The organism is Rhizorhabdus sp. (genome assembly GCF_018006725.1).
Classification (GTDB): domain Bacteria; phylum Pseudomonadota; class Alphaproteobacteria; order Sphingomonadales; family Sphingomonadaceae; genus Rhizorhabdus.
Window position 1 is genome coordinate 1 of record NZ_JAGMXV010000121.1, and the last position, 14,300, is coordinate 14,300.

Genomic DNA, 14,300 nt, shown 5'->3' on the forward strand with positions numbered 1-14,300 from the left:
CCATAGAACAGCGGGGCCCCGCTGACAACGGAGCCCCGGCCTTTTGGGCAGCCAAACGCCCGGCGCGATCAGAGCAGGTCGCGCAGCGCGAGCGCCCCCAGGACGGCGAAGATCGCGGCTGCAACGATGCGCATGGCTTTCAGCGGCACATAACGGGTGATGCGGTCACCGAGCAGCACGGCGGGCACGTTCGCCAGCATCATGCCGAGCGTCGTCCCGATCGCAACCAGTTCGACCGAATGATAGCGCGCGCCGAGGGCCACCGTAGCGATCTGCGTCTTGTCGCCCATTTCCGCCATGAAGAAGGCGATCGACGTCGTCAGGAAGACGCCGTGCGACGCCGGACGGGCCGACTCTTCCTCCTCGTCGATCCGGTCGGGAATCAGGGTCCAGGCTGCCATGCCGATGAAACCGAGGGCGACCGCGAGCCGGAACCAGGGGCTGTCGAGCAGGCCGGCGACAGCCACGCCAGCCCAGGCGGCCAGCGCGTGGTTGACCAGCGTCGCGACGAAGATGCCGAGGATGATCTGCAGGGGTGCCCGAAAGCGACAGGCCAGGATGATGGCCAGCAACATGGTCTTGTCGCCGATTTCGGCGAACGCCACGAGCAAGGTAGAGGCTAGGATGACGTCCATGGGAAGTTCCGGGCCGGGCAGCTGAAGGACGGACGACACCGACACCCCCGCCCGGCAGGCGAGGTCTCGGTGTCATCGGTCTTGCCAAGGTCCTGAAACCCCGATCGCGCCATGGGGTCTCCCCCAAGCATGTTGACGCGATGCCCGTCCTGTCAGGACGGCCGGCTACTCCCCGGATGACGGGTGTCGCCTACGCCGCGGCGGACGGCGGGTCAAGCCGGCCATCCGCCCCGACAGGTCTCGATTCAGGCCGCGCGGGCGGTCTCGAACAGGAACCAGGCGCGCTGTTCTGCCTGATCGGTCCAGTCGTCGAGGATGCCGCTGGTGGCGTTATCCTTGGCGTCGTCGACGATGTCCTTCGCCTCGCGCAGCTTGGCGACCAGCGCCAGATTGTCGTCGCGCAGCTCCTTGAGCATGTCCTGCGCGCTGACGAACTCCGCGTCATTGTCCCTGATCGACTGGCGACGGGCGATGTCGCCGATCGAGCGCAGCGTGGTGTTGCCGGTCTTGCGCACGCGTTCGGCAATATCGTCGGTGGTCGCCAGAATCTGTGCCGCCTGTTCGTCGAGCATCAGATGATAGTCGCGGAAATGGGGACCCGAGACGTGCCAGTGAAAGTTCTTGGTCTTCAGATACAGCGCGAAGCTGTCGGCAAGGATGCCGTTGAGCGCGTCGGCGACGCTCATCGCGCTGTTGCTCGCCAGGTCGGTGGGGGTCGCCAGCGCCGGCTTCGGTTTCTTGGCCATGATATGCTTTCTCCCGCTTGATATTCGATTCGCATCTCCAACGAACGATCCGAAAAAAGGTCCCAACGTCCTTTGGGGAAAAAATCACGCGGGATGATCGAGCCAGTCGATCGATCGGCCTGTGGACAGAATCCTTGACTCTGTGCCCCGACCGCCGGTAAGGGCCGCATCCGATGAACGGCGGCGGCAACGTCGCCCTATTTTTTTCGTGGATAAGGGTTTCCGGTCATGGCCAAGCCGACCACCGTCAAGATCAAGCTCGTCAGCACCGCTGACACCGGGTTCTATTACGTCACCAAGAAGAACCCGCGCACCCAGACCGAGAAGCTCAGCTTCCGCAAGTACGACCCGGTCGTGCGGAAGCATGTCGACTTCAAGGAAGCCAAGATCAAGTAATCGGCTGCGGGCTTCGGTCCGCCCGTTGCTTTCAGCCAACCGCCCGCCTTCCGGCGGGCGTTTGCATTTGTGCGCCAGCCATCGACGCACATGGGGCGCTTGCTCGGCTCAGCTGCTGCGTCGACCGCCCTCGCCCAGGCTGCCTGCGAGCGCCTCGACCGCTTCGACGAAGCGCGCCACCGAGATCGGCTTGGACACATAGGCGTCCGCCCCCGCCTCCCGGACGCGACTCTCGTCGCCTTTGCCCGCATAGGCGGTCACCGCCATCACCGGCGTCTTCTCGAGCGCGGGATCGACGCGCATCATCCGAATCAGTTCGACGCCGCTGATATGCGGCAGCTGGATGTCCATGATCACCAGATCGGGCCGTTCCGCCTGCATGGCGGGCAAGGCGTCGCGGGCGTCACGGACCGTCGTGACCTGCGCGCCATGGGCTTCGAGCAGGTCACGGAAGAGCCGCAAATTCAGCTCATTATCCTCGACAATCACGACTTTTTTCGTCACGGCTACCCATCTATCCGACCTGCAGGTCTATGTCATGTCCTCCCTGTCCTCAAATCCGGAGAAACCACGGCGCGGTGACCGTGATGCTGCGGCGGCCATCGCGCTGACGGCTCTCGCGTGGACGCTGAGCGAGGATATGCGGGCACGCAGACTGCTCGATCTGACCGGCCTTACCCCAGAAGACCTGCGGGCAGGCGCGGGCGAAGCCCATATATTGGGGGCTGTGCTCGATTTCCTCGCGGGACATGAGCCCGATCTGATCGCCTGCGCCGAGGCAACCGGCTACAAACCCGCCGACCTGATCACCGCAAGGGACATATTGCAGGCATGAAGCGACCGCTGCTGATCACCGACTGCGACGAGGTTCTCCTCCACATGGTTACGCCCTTCGGCCAGTGGCTCGACGAGGCGCACGACATCGATTTCGCCATGGATCGCCCCGATTTCGTCGATGCGCTCACCCACCGCCGCGATTCGCGACCCGTCCAGACCGAGCATATCTGGCCGCTGCTCGACGCCTTTTTCACCACCGAGATGCACCGGCAGACGCTGGTCCCGCACGCACAGCATGCGCTGGCAACGATCGCCGAAGTCGCCGACATCGTCGTCCTGACCAATCTGACCGACCAGTTCCACGCCGGCCGCGTCGCCCAGCTGGAAGCGGTCGGGATCCGGCATCGGGTACAATGCAATCAGGGCGGCAAGGGCAGGCCGGTCGCCGATCTGGTGGCCGAATATGATCCCAGCGCCACCGTCTTTGTCGACGACCTCGCCCAGCACCACCATTCGGTCGCCGAGCATGCACCGGCCGTGTGGCGGCTGCACATGATCGCCGAGCCGCAGGTCGCCCGTCACCGCCCGCCCGCCGCCGCAGCGCATGCACGGATCGACGACTGGTCCGACGCGCTGCCATGGATTCTTGCCCGCTTCGCCGAGGCGGAAACCGCCCCGGTCGAGGACCGCGCCGGCAACCGATGATGGAGCGAAGGGCAGCCGCTTGACGCTGTCCGGGGACTACAGGAAAGAGAAGCCATGACCATCGACGCACGTCTCGCCGAACTGGGTATCGTCCTGCCTGAGCCCGCAGCCCCCGTGGCGGCCTATGTGCCGACCGTGGAGATCAACGGCCTGTTGCACATATCGGGTCAGCTTCCATTCCGCGAGGATGGCAGCCTGGTGACCGGTCGTCTGGGCGAGGATGTCGGCGTCGCCGCCGGGATGGAAGCCGCGCGCCGCTGCGGCATCATGCTGATCGCGCAGATCAAGGCCGCGCTGGGCGGCGATCTGTCGCGCGTCGAACGGATCGTGAAGCTCGGCGCCTTCATCTCCTCGACCGCCAGTTTCACCGATCAGCCCAAGGTCGCCAATGGCGCGTCGGAACTGATGCAGGCCGTGTTCGGCGATGCGGGCCGCCATGCGCGCAGCGCGGTCGGCGTTCCCGTCCTTCCGCTCGGCGCCGCCGTGGAGGTCGATGCCATTGTCGCTGTTCGGCCTCTTTGATCGCTGGCGCTTCCCGGTCCCCGACGCCAAGCGCGTCGGATTCCTGACACGCACGCCCTTCGCCAATCGCGGGCTGCACGGCAGCCGCCATGTCGAGAACAGCCGCGCGGCGATCGAGACCGCTGTGAGCATGGGCTATGGCGTCAAGGTCGACGTCCAGTTCAGTCTCGACGGCCACGCTTATGTGATCGCCGATCCGACGGTCGACCGCCTCACCGAACAGAGCGGACAGGTTCGCCATCTGTCGAGCAAGCATCTCAGCGATATCCGCCTGCGCGGCACCGAGGAGAGCATTCCCCAGCTCAAGGAGATATTGGCGCTCGTCGGAGGCCGGGTACCCGTGCTGATCGAACTGCGCGCGGTCGAGGGTCATGTTTCGCAGCTCTGCGTCGCTGTCCGCCACTCGATCGAAGGCTATCGCGGCGAAGCGGCGGTAATGTCGCTCCATCCCGAGGTCCCGCGCTGGTTCGCCTCGCACGGCAGCCGCATTCCGCGCGGGCTGATGATGTCCGAAGACAGCGTCTATGCAAAGGAAGCGGGCACCGAGCAGGTCCGGACGATGTGGCGATCCCGGCCGGAATTCCTGGCGATCGCCATCGGCGACCTGCCCAACCGCTTCGCCCAGCGCCAGCGCAAGCGGGGTATTCCTGTCCTGAGCTGGATCGTCTCCTCGGCTGAGCAGCAGGCGATCGCCGCCGAGAATAGCGACCAGATCATCTTCGAGGCGCCCGGATGGTAGAGCCCCTGACCGCCCGGACGGCGGAGGGGGTAGCGAGCATCGCCGCGGCCGACTGGGATGCCTGCGCCGGCAAAGATAATCCGTTCCTGTCACACGCCTTCCTGTCGGCGCTCGAAGAATCGGGCAGCGCCACCGCGCGCGCCGGCTGGCAGCCTCTGCCGATCCTGATCGACGGCGCAGATGGCCGCCCCGCGGCGATCCTGCCGGCCTATGCCAAGAGCCACAGCCAGGGCGAATATGTGTTCGACCATGCCTGGGCAGACGCCTGGCAGCGCGCCGGTGGCGACTATTATCCCAAGCTGCAGATCGCGGTGCCGTTCAGCCCGGTGCCCGGCCCCCGGCTGCTGCTGCGCGATCCCGCGCTGGCGCCCGCGCTGATCGCGGCGGCGGAAGCGGTGGTCGAGCAGAATGGCTTGTCGTCCTGCCACGCGACTTTCGTCGCCCCGGAACAGATACCGCTGTTCGAGGCCGCCGGCTGGCTGATCCGGACCGACCGGCAATTTCACTGGCGCAACCGGGGCTATGCCAGTTTCGACGATTTTCTGGGGGCGCTCGCTTCCCGCAAGCGCAAGGCGATCCGCAAGGAACGCGCGGCGGCGACCGAAGGGCTGGAGATCGTCCACCTCAGCGGCGCCGAGATCGGTGAGGTGCATTGGGACGCCTTCTGGCGCTTCTATCAGGACACCGGCGCGCGCAAATGGGGCCGGCCCTATCTGACCCGTCGCTTCTTCTCGCTGCTGGGCGAGCGCATGGCCGACCGGATCCTGCTGATGCTGGCGCTGCGAGACGGGGTGCCGATCGCCGGGGCGCTGAACATGATCGGGGCGGACACGCTCTACGGGCGGTACTGGGGCTGCACCGAAGACGTGCCCTTCCTCCACTTCGAGCTCTGCTATTATCAGGCGATCGATGCCGCGCTGGCGCGTGGCCTGTCGACGGTCGAGGCGGGCGCACAGGGCGAGCATAAGCTGGCGCGGGGCTATGAGCCGGTGCCGACCTATTCGGCCCACTATATTCCGCACACCGGTTTCCGCCGGGCCGTCGCCGACTATCTCGAACGCGAGCGCGAGGCCGTCGCGCAGGACATCGAAATGCTCGGCAGCTTCGCTCCCTTCAAGAAGAGCGACGCCTGACAGGGACAGGAAAGCTGGCGGATCAGGCCGCCAGCCGGTTCCCGAAGCCGAGCATCGCCCGCGCCTGACGCTGCGCTTCCTGGATTTCGCGCGCCGTCATTTCCTCGGCGATCTCGTGGCGGCATTCGGCCGCGCGTGTATTGCCGCCGAGCGCCGCGATATTGAACCATTTGTGCGCTGCGATCAGGTCGAGCGGACAGCCGTCCGCCCCCGCCGAATAGGCGACGCCCAGCTGGAAACAGGCGTCGATGTCGCCCGCCATCGCGTCGCGCAGCCGCGACTCGCTTAAAAATTGCTGCGTCTTGAGACTGTGAACCATGTCACGCTCCACCTTTCCGGGAGGTGACGGTGCTTGCTGACCAATCGTCGCCGTCCCGATAAGGTTAACGGCACGGTCGACAGCTTCTTTAACCCTGTTCCCTTCGGGGCAGTCAGCCTCCGACGGGCAGGTTGTCGATCAGGCGGGTGCGTCCCAGTTTCGCCGCCGCGATCAGGCGGGCCGGACCATCCAGCCGCTCGACCGGTTCGAGCGTCGCGGCATCGACGAGGGCGACATAGTCGATCGGGTCGAAGCCGGCCTCGCGCAGCCGGGCGATGGCAGCCGCCAGCGCGCCCGCGACATCGTCGCCCCGCTCGATCGCGCTCTTGGCCTCGCCCAGAGCGCGCGGCAGCGTGCGGGCGGTCACCCGCTCCTCCTCGCTGAGATAGGCGTTGCGCGACGACAAGGCGAGCCCGTCATCTTCGCGCTGGGTGGGCACACCGACGATCTCGATATCGATGTCGAGATCGGCGACGAAGCGGCGGATGACCGCGAGCTGCTGAAAATCCTTCTCGCCGAAGAAGGCGCAGTCGGGCTTCACCTGCTGGAACAGCTTGGTGACGACCGTGGCGACCCCCGCGAAATGCCCCGGCCGGGCCGCACCGTCCCAGCGCTCGCTGACCCCGCCGACCGAGATGCTGGTGGCAAAGCCCTGCGGATACATGGTCGCGACGTCGGGCGCCCAGAGCAGCGCCGCGCCGGCCGCTTCGAGCAGGGCCACGTCAGCCGCCTCGCGGCGCGGATAGGCGTCGAGATCCTCGTTCGGGGCGAACTGGGTCGGGTTGACGAAGATCGACACCACCACCTGAAAACCGCGTCCGCGCGCAGCATCGACCAGCGCGATATGACCCGCGTGCAGCGCCCCCATCGTCGGCACCAGCGCGACCGGCGCGCCACTTATCCTCAAATTTGCGACCGCCGAGCGGAGATCGGCTATGTTCCGAACGATATGCACCGACTAAAGACCCCTTTAGGTTTGGTCCGTCCCATCGGACCGCGGTGCTTTTCCTGCGCGCGCGACCCTCTGACGGGGCGGCTCGGGCCGTGCAGGGCTGGCACCGTCGTTTCAGCTGTGCTGAAACGGCTCCTGTGAACGCTCCTTGGACAAGGCCGCCCGCGGGATCAAGCGCGGTGCGGCGAAGGGAATAGAGTTTGTCGAACGCGCACATCATCACCTTCGCCAACGAAAAGGGCGGATCGGGGAAATCCACCACGTCGGTCCATGTCGCGGTCGCCCTGGCGGCGGCCGGCCGCCGCGTGGCGGCGATCGATCTCGACACGCGCCAGCGCACCCTCGCCCGCTATCTGGAAAACCGGCAGGCGACCGCGGCCCGCATCGGCCAGGCGCTGCCGATGCCCAGTTTCGAGACCTTCGACAGCGCCAGGGGCCATGTCCTCGACGATCTGATCAACGGCTTCGCGGCCGACCATGACGTCGTCGTGATCGACACACCCGGCCGCGACGACGAATATGCGCGCGCCTCGATAACCCGGGCCGACACGCTGGTCACCCCGATCAACGACAGCTTCGTTGACCTCGACCTGATCGGGCAGGTCGATCCCGAGACCTTCAAGATCCGCCGCCCCAGCTTCTATGCCGAGCTGGTGTGGGATGCGCGCAAGATGCGTGGGCGGATCGATGGCGGCACGGTCGACTGGGTGCTGCTCCGCAACCGCCTCCAGCATCTCGAGGCACGCAACATGCGCCGGGTCGCCGATGCGATGCAGGAACTGGCGAAGCGGGTCGGCTTCCGCGTCATTCCCGGCCTGTCCGAGCGCGTCATCTATCGCGAGCTTTTCCCCAAGGGGCTGACCCTGCTCGACATGAAGGCGATCGGCAGCGAAGCCGGCATCGGCCATGTCGCCGCACGGCAGGAGCTGCGCGAAATGGTCTCCGGCCTCGCTTTGTCGCAATGGCCGCAGCATCAGGCGGCGGTGGGATGATCCTGCTGCTGCTGGCAGCGGCCGGGTTTGCCTGGTGGCAATGGGGACGCTCCATGTCCCGCCCACAGCTCATGGCCGCTCTGTCGGCGCTCGGCGGCGCGATGCTGCTCACCAAGGGTGCCTGGATGGTGGCGCTGCCGATGTTCCTGCCTGTGATCTGGCTGTTCATGCAGCCGGCCACCGCGTCCGGCGGCGGAGCGCCTACGCCCCTGCCTGCGATGGACGGCGACGAGGCGCGGCGCGTGCTCGACCTGCCGCCCGGCGCCGACGCCGACGCCGTCCGTGCCGCCCATCGGCGACTGGTTGCCCGCGTCCATCCCGACCAAGGCGGATCGGCCGAGCTGACCGGGCGGGTGAATGCGGCCCGCGATATATTGCTGGCGGAACTGCAAAGGCGCTAACCCTGTTCTGTGGCCGAGACATTCGTCCCGCTCCTCGCACCTCAACGGAGGCTTGATTGACCCACCGCTTCGACCCGACCAGCCTGCGCGAATATGATATTCGCGGGATCGTGGGTAAGACCCTGGGCACCGCCGACGCCTATGCGATCGGGCGGGGCTTCGCGACCCATGTCCGGCGCGCCGGCGGCACCCGCGTCGCGGTCGGCTGGGACGGCCGTGTTTCGTCCGAATCGCTGCGCGACGAACTGATCCGCGGCCTGACCGAGAGCGGGGTCGACGTCGTCCGCACCGGCCTCGGCCCGACCCCGATGCTCTATTTCGCCGAGGCGACTCTGGAGGTCGACGGCGGCATCCAGATCACCGGCAGCCATAACCCGGCGGACTATAACGGCTTCAAGATGGTGCTGGCGCACAAGCCCTTCTTCGCGGAGTCGATCCAGTCGATCGGACGCATGGCTGCGGAAGGCGACTGGGACGAAGGCAGCGGCACGGTCAGCGACGCCGATATCGAGGACCTCTATGTCGACCGTCTGGTCCAGGATTTCTCCGGCTCCGCCTTCCGGATCGGCTGGGACAACGGCAATGGCGCCGGTGGCCGCATCCTCGAGAAGCTGGTCAAGCGCCTGCCCGGCGAACATCATGTCCTCTATGCCGAGATCGACGGGCGCTTCCCGCACCACCATCCCGACCCGACCGAGGAGAAGAACCTCGCCGACCTGAAGGCGCTGGTGGCCGAAAAACAGCTCGACTTCGGCATCGCCTTCGATGGTGACGCCGACCGGATCGGCGCGATCGACGGCGAGGGCCGCGTGGTGTGGGGCGACCAGATCCTCTCGATCCTCGCCGAGCCGGTACTGGCGGAAGTGCCCGGCGGCACGATCATCGCCGACGTGAAGGCGAGCCAGGCGCTGTTCGACCGCGTCGCCGAACTGGGCGGGACGCCCTGCATGTGGAAGACCGGCCACAGCCTGATCAAGGTCAAGATGGCCGAGACCGACAGCCCGCTGGCGGGTGAGATGTCGGGGCACATCTTCTTTCGCCATCGCTGGTACGGCTTCGACGACGCGCTCTACTCGGCGGTGCGGCTGATCGAGGCGGTCAGCCAGCTCGGCGGATCGCTGACCGCACTCAAGAGCCGGATGCCGACCCTGGTCAACACGCCGGAGATGCGCTTCCAGGTCGACGAGAGCCGCAAATTCGCCGTGGTCGAGGAGGTGCTCTATCGGCTCGAAGCCTCCGGCGCCGAGGTCAACCGCACCGATGGCGCCCGCGTCAACACGCCCGACGGCTGGTGGCTGCTGCGCGCATCGAACACGCAGGACGTCCTCGTCGCCCGCGCCGAAGCGAAGGACCAGCCGGCACTCGATCGCCTCCTCGCCGAGATCGACGCCCAGCTCGCGGCCTCCGGCCTCGAGCGCGGCCCGCAAGCGGGGCATTGAACGACGGCACCGCTATGTCTTCCGTCATCCCCGCGAAGGCGGCGATCCCTGCCCCCCGAACCGCAAGAGCCGCGCGCATTGGAGCATAGGGATTGCCGCCTTCGGGGGAATGACGGTCCGGGGTTGCGGGGTGACTAACCTCCCCGCCCCGCTCGCCGACTGGTTCGCCGCGAAAGCCTGGACGCCGCGCCGGCATCAGCTGGAAATGCTGGCGGCGTCCCGGGCGGGGCGAAGCGCGTTGCTCGTCGCCCCCACCGGATCGGGCAAGACGATGGCGGGCTTTCTCCCGTCGCTCGTCGATCTGGTCGAAAATCCGCGCGAGGGGCTGCACACCCTCTATGTGTCGCCGCTCAAGGCGCTGGCGGTCGACGTTCGCCGCAACCTGCTGACCCCGATCGAGGACATGGGGCTCGACATCGCGGTCGAGACGCGCACCGGTGACACCCCATCCGACCGCAAGGCGCGCCAGCGGGTGCGGCCGCCCCAGATCTTGCTGACGACACCCGAATCGCTCAGCCTGCTGCTGTCCTATCCCGACAGCGCGGCGCTCTTCGCCGGACTGCGCACGATCATCATCGACGAGGTCCACGCCTTCGCCACCGGCAAGCGCGGCGACCTGCTGGCGCTGTCGATGGCACGGCTGGGGACGCTGGCCCCCGAACTGCGCCGGGTCGCGCTGTCGGCCACGGTCGCCGATCCGGACGCCTATCGCGGCTGGCTCTCGGGCGACGGCGACTATGAGTCGGTCGAACTGGTCCATGGCGACAGCGGCGCTCCGCCCCGGATCGACATCGTCATCCCGCAGGGCCGCATCCCCTGGGCCGGGCATTCGGGCCGCTATGCCGCCGAACAGGTGATGGCCGAGATCGAGACGCATCGGACCACGATCGTCTTCTGCAACACCCGCAGCCTCGCCGAGCTGATCTTCCAGGACCTGTGGAAGGTCAACGCGATGAGCCTCCCGATCGGCATCCACCATGGATCGCTGTCCAAGGAGGCGCGGCGCAAGGTCGAGGAGGCGATGGCATCGGGCCGGCTGCGCGCGCTGGTCGCGACCGCCAGCCTCGACCTGGGCGTCGACTGGGGCGATGTCGACCTCGTCATCCAGATGGGCGCGCCCAAGGGCGCCTCGCGCCTGCTCCAGCGGATCGGCCGCGCCAACCACCGCCTCGACGAGCCGAGCGAGGCGGTGCTCGTCCCCGGCAACCGCTTCGAATATCTGGAGGGCCGTGCGGCACTCGACGCGATCGAGGCGGGCGAGCTCGACAATGAACCCTTCCGCCCCGGCAGCATCGACGTGCTCGCCCAGCATGTCATGGCGGTGGCCTGCGCCGGGCCCTTCCGTGCCGAGGAACTGCTGGCCGAGATCAACCGCGCCGCGCCCTATGCCACCCTGACCGCCGAGCAGTTCGACCGTGTCCTCAACTACATCGCCAATGGCGGCTATGCGCTGAAGGCTTATGAGAAATTCCGTCGGCTGACGCGCACCGCCGACGGCGCGTGGCGGCTCAGCCATCCCAGCTACGCCGTCCAGCATCGCCTCAATGCGGGGATCATCGTCGAGGCGCCGATGCTCGACGTGCGCTTCAAGAACGGGCGCAGCCTGGGCAAGGTCGAGGAAGGCTTCGGCACGAGCCTTGCCCCGGGCGACTGCTTCTTCTTCATGGGTCTGGCGCTTGAGGTGCTCAAGATCGACCTGACCGATCTGGTGGTTCGCGCGACCTCCAAGCCCGCGCGGATCCCGACCTATGGCGGCGCGCGCATGCCGATCTCCACCCATCTCGCCGAGCGTGTGCGCCATTTCCTGCACGAGCCGGCCGAATGGGCGCGTTTCCCGGCCGACGTCCGCGAATGGCTGGAGATGCAGGCCCGCCGCTCGCGGCTGCCGGCTCCCGATGAGCTGCTGGTCGAGACCTTCTCCCGCGAGAAGCGCCATTACATGGTCCTCTACAGCTTCGAAGGCTGGAACGCGCACCAGTCGCTCGGCATGTTGCTGACCCGACGGATGGAGAGCCAGGGCCTCGTCCCGATGGGCTTCGTCGCCAGCGACTATGCGCTCGCCTGCTGGTCGGTCGAACCGGTGGTGGACCCCGCAAGCCTGTTCTCCGCCGAGATATTGGAGGAGGAGTTCGTCGAGTGGGTCGAGGGATCGGCCCTGCTCAAGCGCGCCTTCCGCGAAGTGGCGGTGATCGGCGGCCTGGTCGAACGGCAGCACCCCGGCAAGAAGAAGTCGGGGCGGCAGGTCACTTTCTCGACCGACCTGATCTACGACGTGCTGCGCCGTTATGAGCCCGACCATCTGCTGCTCGACGCCGCCTGGGCCGACGCCCGCGCCAAGATGACCGATGTCGGCCGGCTGAGCGGACTGATCGAGCGGGCGGCCGAACGGATCGTGCATGTCCCGCTGGAGAGGGTGTCTCCGCTCGCGGTGCCCGTGCTGGTCCTGATCGGCCGGGAAACCGTGGCGCAGGGCGTCGCCGACGACGTGCTGCTGATCGAGGCCGAAGCGCTGGCGGCCGAGGCGATGCGCGAGGGCTGAACCGCCTTCGCGCTCAGCGCGCGCAGCCGACCGCGGCGGCGTCGATCGCGCTGGCAACGCCCTTGAGCAGATAGCCGTCCGACCGGTCGCGGCCCTCCTTCGAGACCCAGGCAATGCGCATCGAGGTGGCGCTGCGCATCGTCGCGATGATCGCCGCGTCCGCGCGCGGGTCGGGCGCCCAGGCGTCGACCGACGCTGCGACCAGCGGAAAGCTGCGTTCGCCGAAGATGAGCCGGATGGGGCTGTTGGGCGCGCGCGCTTCACGCAGGCGGAAATGAACCTGGCCGCTGATCCGCTGTTTCGGCCAGATCGCGACCGACGCAAAGCTGCGCCAGGGGCCCGATCCGCGCCGCTCGGGGGTGGCGATCGCGTAGCAACGGGCCGGGTTCACGTCGCGAAAAGCACCCCAGCCGCTGAAAATTCCGAGCGAGCTACGTCCGGCGGGAGCCGCCGCAACAAGGATCGGAATGAACACAAGTGCACAGAAACGGGCCTTCAACCTGTCAATCCCCAATCTTGTCCCAGTTGCAAAAATGCCACATTTTCCGTCGTTTATCTGGCGTTCATGCAACTCCTGCCGGCTTCGTGCACTAGGCATCCCACGTCGCCAGCACCCCTGAGGCGACGCAGTAAGAGATGGAGTTATACTATGCGTAGCATCGTTGTCGCCGCCCTCGTCGCGGCCAGCGCAGCAGCCCCCGCCCTCGCCCAGGACCGTGCGCCGTTCACCGGCCCGCGCGTCGAAGGTCTCGTCGGCTGGGACCGCGTCCAGAACAACGGGCATGACGACGGCGTGGCCTATGGCCTCGGCGCCGGCTATGATTTTCAGACTGGCATGGGCCTGGTCGGCATCGAAGGCGAAGTGGCCGATTCGAGTGTGAAGCAGTGCGCCGGTGCGGCCACCGTCGCCGATCCGCGCCTCTGCGCCAAGGCCGGCCGTGACCTCTACATCGGCGGTCGCGTCGGCACCGTCGTCGGCGGTCGCACCCTGCTCTATGCGAAGGCCGGCTACACCAACACCCGTGCGAAGCTGACCGGCGACGACGGCACCGGCCAGGTGACCCTCGCCAAGCAGGACCTCGACGGCGTGCGCGTCGGCGCGGGCGTCGAATATGCGGTCGGCCCCAACAGCTTCATCAAGACCGAGTATCGCTACTCGAACTATGAGCAGGGCTTCTCGCGGCATCAGGTGATGGGCGGCTTCGGCTTCCGCTTCTGATCGCGACGAAGATGGAGCGGTCGATCTGACGCCGTCGGATCGACCGCTCCCGGTCCGAAAGGGGAGGGCTCGGCAGCGGGACGCCGGGCCCTTTTCTTTTGTCCCGCAACCGAGGCTCCCGCGGCCGGGTCAGGCGATGTCCAAAAAGCCGCTTTTGTCCCCAGCTTTCGACGCTTTGGGCTGGCGGGTGCGCAAAGCCGCGCTATAACCGGCTTCCATTTAACATCGGGGATCCCGGGGCAGTCCATGAAGGTAACGATCGAACGCGCGACTCTTCTCAAGAGCCTGGGTCACGTCCAGTCGGTCGTCGAGCGCCGCAACACCATCCCGATCCTGTCGAACGTTCTGATCGAGGCCACCAGCGAGGGTCAATTGCGCCTGATGGCGACCGACCTCGATCTGCAAATCGTCGAGGTCATCAAGGCTGAAGTGGATCAGCCCGGCGCCACCACCGTGTCGGCGCACACGCTGTTCGACATCGCGCGCAAGCTACCGGAAGGGTCGCAGGTCCAGCTGGCCGCCGCCGAGGGCAAGATGCAGGTCGTCGCCGGCCGCGCCCGCTTCAATCTGCAGACGCTGCCCAAGGACGACTTCCCGATGATCGCGGAAGGCGAGCTGCCGACCCGCTTCGAACTGCCGGCGGAAACGCTCAAGCAGCTGATCGACAAGACGCGCTTCGCCATTTCGACCGAAGAGACGCGCTATTATCTGAACGGCATCTATTTCCACGTCTCGGACGAAGGTTCGCCGGTGCTCAAGGCCGCCGCGACCGACGGTCACCGTCTG

At 66.8% G+C, this 14,300-nt stretch carries 18 protein-coding genes and 1 riboswitch; of the genes, 12 read left to right on the forward strand and 6 right to left on the reverse strand.

The genetic code is table 11. The annotated features are described in order from the left end of the window. Positions 1-68: 68 nt before the first annotated feature. A complete protein-coding gene (locus KAY22_RS16140; protein ID WP_296624397.1) occupies positions 69-635 on the reverse strand; it encodes a TMEM165/GDT1 family protein in 567 nt (188 codons plus the stop codon). Between the two features lie 3 nt (positions 636-638). Then, positions 639-822, reverse strand: a riboswitch (yybP-ykoY riboswitch). A gap of 58 nt (positions 823-880) precedes the next feature. Continuing rightward, complete coding sequence (locus KAY22_RS16145) at positions 881-1,381, reverse strand: DNA starvation/stationary phase protection protein (protein WP_296624398.1); 501 nt, start codon at positions 1,379-1,381, stop codon at positions 881-883. Between the two features lie 228 nt (positions 1,382-1,609). Here KAY22_RS16145 and rpmG point away from each other — a divergent pair, with 228 nt between their 5' ends. Next, positions 1,610-1,777: a 50S ribosomal protein L33 gene (gene rpmG / locus KAY22_RS16150; protein ID WP_165323357.1), complete on the forward strand. Its 168-nt coding sequence runs from the start codon at positions 1,610-1,612 to the stop codon at positions 1,775-1,777. A 108-nt stretch (positions 1,778-1,885) separates the two neighbouring features. On the opposite strand, the gene KAY22_RS16155 is transcribed toward rpmG, so the two are convergent. Further along, complete coding sequence (locus tag KAY22_RS16155; protein WP_296624399.1) at positions 1,886-2,281, reverse strand: response regulator; 396 nt, start codon at positions 2,279-2,281, stop codon at positions 1,886-1,888. Positions 2,282-2,315: 34 nt separating this feature from the next. On the opposite strand from KAY22_RS16155, the gene KAY22_RS16160 reads away from it, so the two are divergent. The 5 genes from KAY22_RS16160 to KAY22_RS16180 are packed head-to-tail and all read left to right on the forward strand — an operon-like array spanning position 2,316 to position 5,653. Next, entirely contained in the window at positions 2,316-2,612 is a 297-nt protein-coding gene (locus KAY22_RS16160) for a DUF3572 family protein (RefSeq protein ID WP_296624400.1), read from the forward strand. Next, positions 2,609-3,259 carry an HAD family hydrolase gene (locus KAY22_RS16165; RefSeq protein ID WP_296624401.1) on the forward strand — a complete coding sequence of 217 codons (651 nt, stop codon included), beginning with the start codon at positions 2,609-2,611 and terminating at the stop codon, positions 3,257-3,259. The genes KAY22_RS16160 and KAY22_RS16165 overlap by 4 nt, the downstream gene beginning before the upstream one ends. A 54-nt stretch (positions 3,260-3,313) precedes the next feature. Next, positions 3,314-3,781, forward strand: a complete 468-nt coding sequence (locus KAY22_RS16170) for a RidA family protein (RefSeq protein ID WP_296624402.1) — start codon at positions 3,314-3,316, stop codon at positions 3,779-3,781. Next, positions 3,753-4,520, forward strand: a complete 768-nt coding sequence (locus KAY22_RS16175) for a glycerophosphodiester phosphodiesterase family protein (protein WP_296624403.1) — start codon at positions 3,753-3,755, stop codon at positions 4,518-4,520. The genes KAY22_RS16170 and KAY22_RS16175 overlap by 29 nt, the downstream gene beginning before the upstream one ends. Continuing rightward, positions 4,514-5,653 carry a GNAT family N-acetyltransferase gene (locus KAY22_RS16180; RefSeq protein WP_296624404.1) on the forward strand — a complete coding sequence of 380 codons (1,140 nt, stop codon included), beginning with the start codon at positions 4,514-4,516 and terminating at the stop codon, positions 5,651-5,653. The genes KAY22_RS16175 and KAY22_RS16180 overlap by 7 nt, the downstream gene beginning before the upstream one ends. A gap of 22 nt (positions 5,654-5,675) precedes the next feature. Here the strand turns inward: KAY22_RS16180 and KAY22_RS16185 are convergent, their stop codons facing one another. Both KAY22_RS16185 and panC read right to left on the reverse strand, forming a co-directional pair. Continuing rightward, a complete protein-coding gene (locus KAY22_RS16185) occupies positions 5,676-5,972 on the reverse strand; it encodes a hypothetical protein (RefSeq protein WP_296624405.1) in 297 nt (98 codons plus the stop codon). A 112-nt stretch (positions 5,973-6,084) separates the two neighbouring features. Next, a complete protein-coding gene (gene panC / locus KAY22_RS16190; protein WP_296624406.1) occupies positions 6,085-6,927 on the reverse strand; it encodes a pantoate--beta-alanine ligase in 843 nt (280 codons plus the stop codon). 197 nt (positions 6,928-7,124) lie between these two features. Between panC and KAY22_RS16195 the strand changes: the two genes are divergently transcribed. The 4 genes from KAY22_RS16195 to KAY22_RS16210 all read left to right on the forward strand — a co-directional run bounded on the left by KAY22_RS16195 (position 7,125) and on the right by KAY22_RS16210 (position 12,295). Next, positions 7,125-7,916 carry a division plane positioning ATPase MipZ gene (locus tag KAY22_RS16195; RefSeq protein WP_296624407.1) on the forward strand — a complete coding sequence of 264 codons (792 nt, stop codon included), beginning with the start codon at positions 7,125-7,127 and terminating at the stop codon, positions 7,914-7,916. Beyond that, on the forward strand, positions 7,913-8,317 hold the full coding sequence (locus KAY22_RS16200) for a molecular chaperone DnaJ (RefSeq protein ID WP_296624408.1): 405 nt from the start codon (positions 7,913-7,915) through the stop codon (positions 8,315-8,317). The genes KAY22_RS16195 and KAY22_RS16200 overlap by 4 nt, the downstream gene beginning before the upstream one ends. A 56-nt stretch (positions 8,318-8,373) precedes the next feature. Next, positions 8,374-9,756 (forward strand): phosphoglucomutase/phosphomannomutase PgmG, encoded by a 1,383-nt coding sequence (gene pgmG, locus KAY22_RS16205; protein WP_296624409.1) that lies wholly within the window; start codon positions 8,374-8,376, stop codon positions 9,754-9,756. Between the two features lie 130 nt (positions 9,757-9,886). Next, positions 9,887-12,295, forward strand: coding sequence for a ligase-associated DNA damage response DEXH box helicase (locus KAY22_RS16210; RefSeq protein WP_296624410.1), 2,409 nt, complete (start codon positions 9,887-9,889; stop codon positions 12,293-12,295). 13 nt (positions 12,296-12,308) lie between these two features. On the opposite strand, the gene KAY22_RS16215 is transcribed toward KAY22_RS16210, so the two are convergent. Further along, positions 12,309-12,794 carry a hypothetical protein gene (locus tag KAY22_RS16215; protein WP_296624411.1) on the reverse strand — a complete coding sequence of 162 codons (486 nt, stop codon included), beginning with the start codon at positions 12,792-12,794 and terminating at the stop codon, positions 12,309-12,311. Positions 12,795-12,944: 150 nt separating this feature from the next. Here KAY22_RS16215 and KAY22_RS16220 point away from each other — a divergent pair, with 150 nt between their 5' ends. Both KAY22_RS16220 and dnaN read left to right on the forward strand, forming a co-directional pair. Then, positions 12,945-13,514, forward strand: coding sequence for a porin family protein (locus tag KAY22_RS16220; protein WP_296624412.1), 570 nt, complete (start codon positions 12,945-12,947; stop codon positions 13,512-13,514). A gap of 246 nt (positions 13,515-13,760) precedes the next feature. Next, positions 13,761-14,300 (forward strand): DNA polymerase III subunit beta (dnaN, locus tag KAY22_RS16225; protein ID WP_296624413.1); only part of this gene is annotated, 540 nt, incomplete at its 3' end.

Excerpts from the sequence above, each read along its gene's own strand:
- KAY22_RS16145 (WP_296624398.1), bottom strand. The coding sequence starts at position 1,381 with ATGGCCAAGAAACCGAAGCCGGCGCTGGCGACCCCCACCGACCTGGCG.
- KAY22_RS16160 (WP_296624400.1), top strand. The coding sequence starts at position 2,316 with ATGTCCTCCCTGTCCTCAAATCCGGAGAAACCACGGCGCGGTGACCGT.
- KAY22_RS16140 (WP_296624397.1), bottom strand. The coding sequence starts at position 635 with ATGGACGTCATCCTAGCCTCTACCTTGCTCGTGGCGTTCGCCGAAATC.
- rpmG (WP_165323357.1), top strand. The coding sequence starts at position 1,610 with ATGGCCAAGCCGACCACCGTCAAGATCAAGCTCGTCAGCACCGCTGAC.
- KAY22_RS16185 (WP_296624405.1), bottom strand. The coding sequence starts at position 5,972 with ATGGTTCACAGTCTCAAGACGCAGCAATTTTTAAGCGAGTCGCGGCTG.
- KAY22_RS16175 (WP_296624403.1), top strand. The coding sequence starts at position 3,753 with ATGCCATTGTCGCTGTTCGGCCTCTTTGATCGCTGGCGCTTCCCGGTC.
- KAY22_RS16180 (WP_296624404.1), top strand. The coding sequence starts at position 4,514 with ATGGTAGAGCCCCTGACCGCCCGGACGGCGGAGGGGGTAGCGAGCATC.
- KAY22_RS16220 (WP_296624412.1), top strand. The coding sequence starts at position 12,945 with ATGCGTAGCATCGTTGTCGCCGCCCTCGTCGCGGCCAGCGCAGCAGCC.
- KAY22_RS16165 (WP_296624401.1), top strand. The coding sequence starts at position 2,609 with ATGAAGCGACCGCTGCTGATCACCGACTGCGACGAGGTTCTCCTCCAC.
- KAY22_RS16200 (WP_296624408.1), top strand. The coding sequence starts at position 7,913 with ATGATCCTGCTGCTGCTGGCAGCGGCCGGGTTTGCCTGGTGGCAATGG.
- KAY22_RS16170 (WP_296624402.1), top strand. The coding sequence starts at position 3,314 with ATGACCATCGACGCACGTCTCGCCGAACTGGGTATCGTCCTGCCTGAG.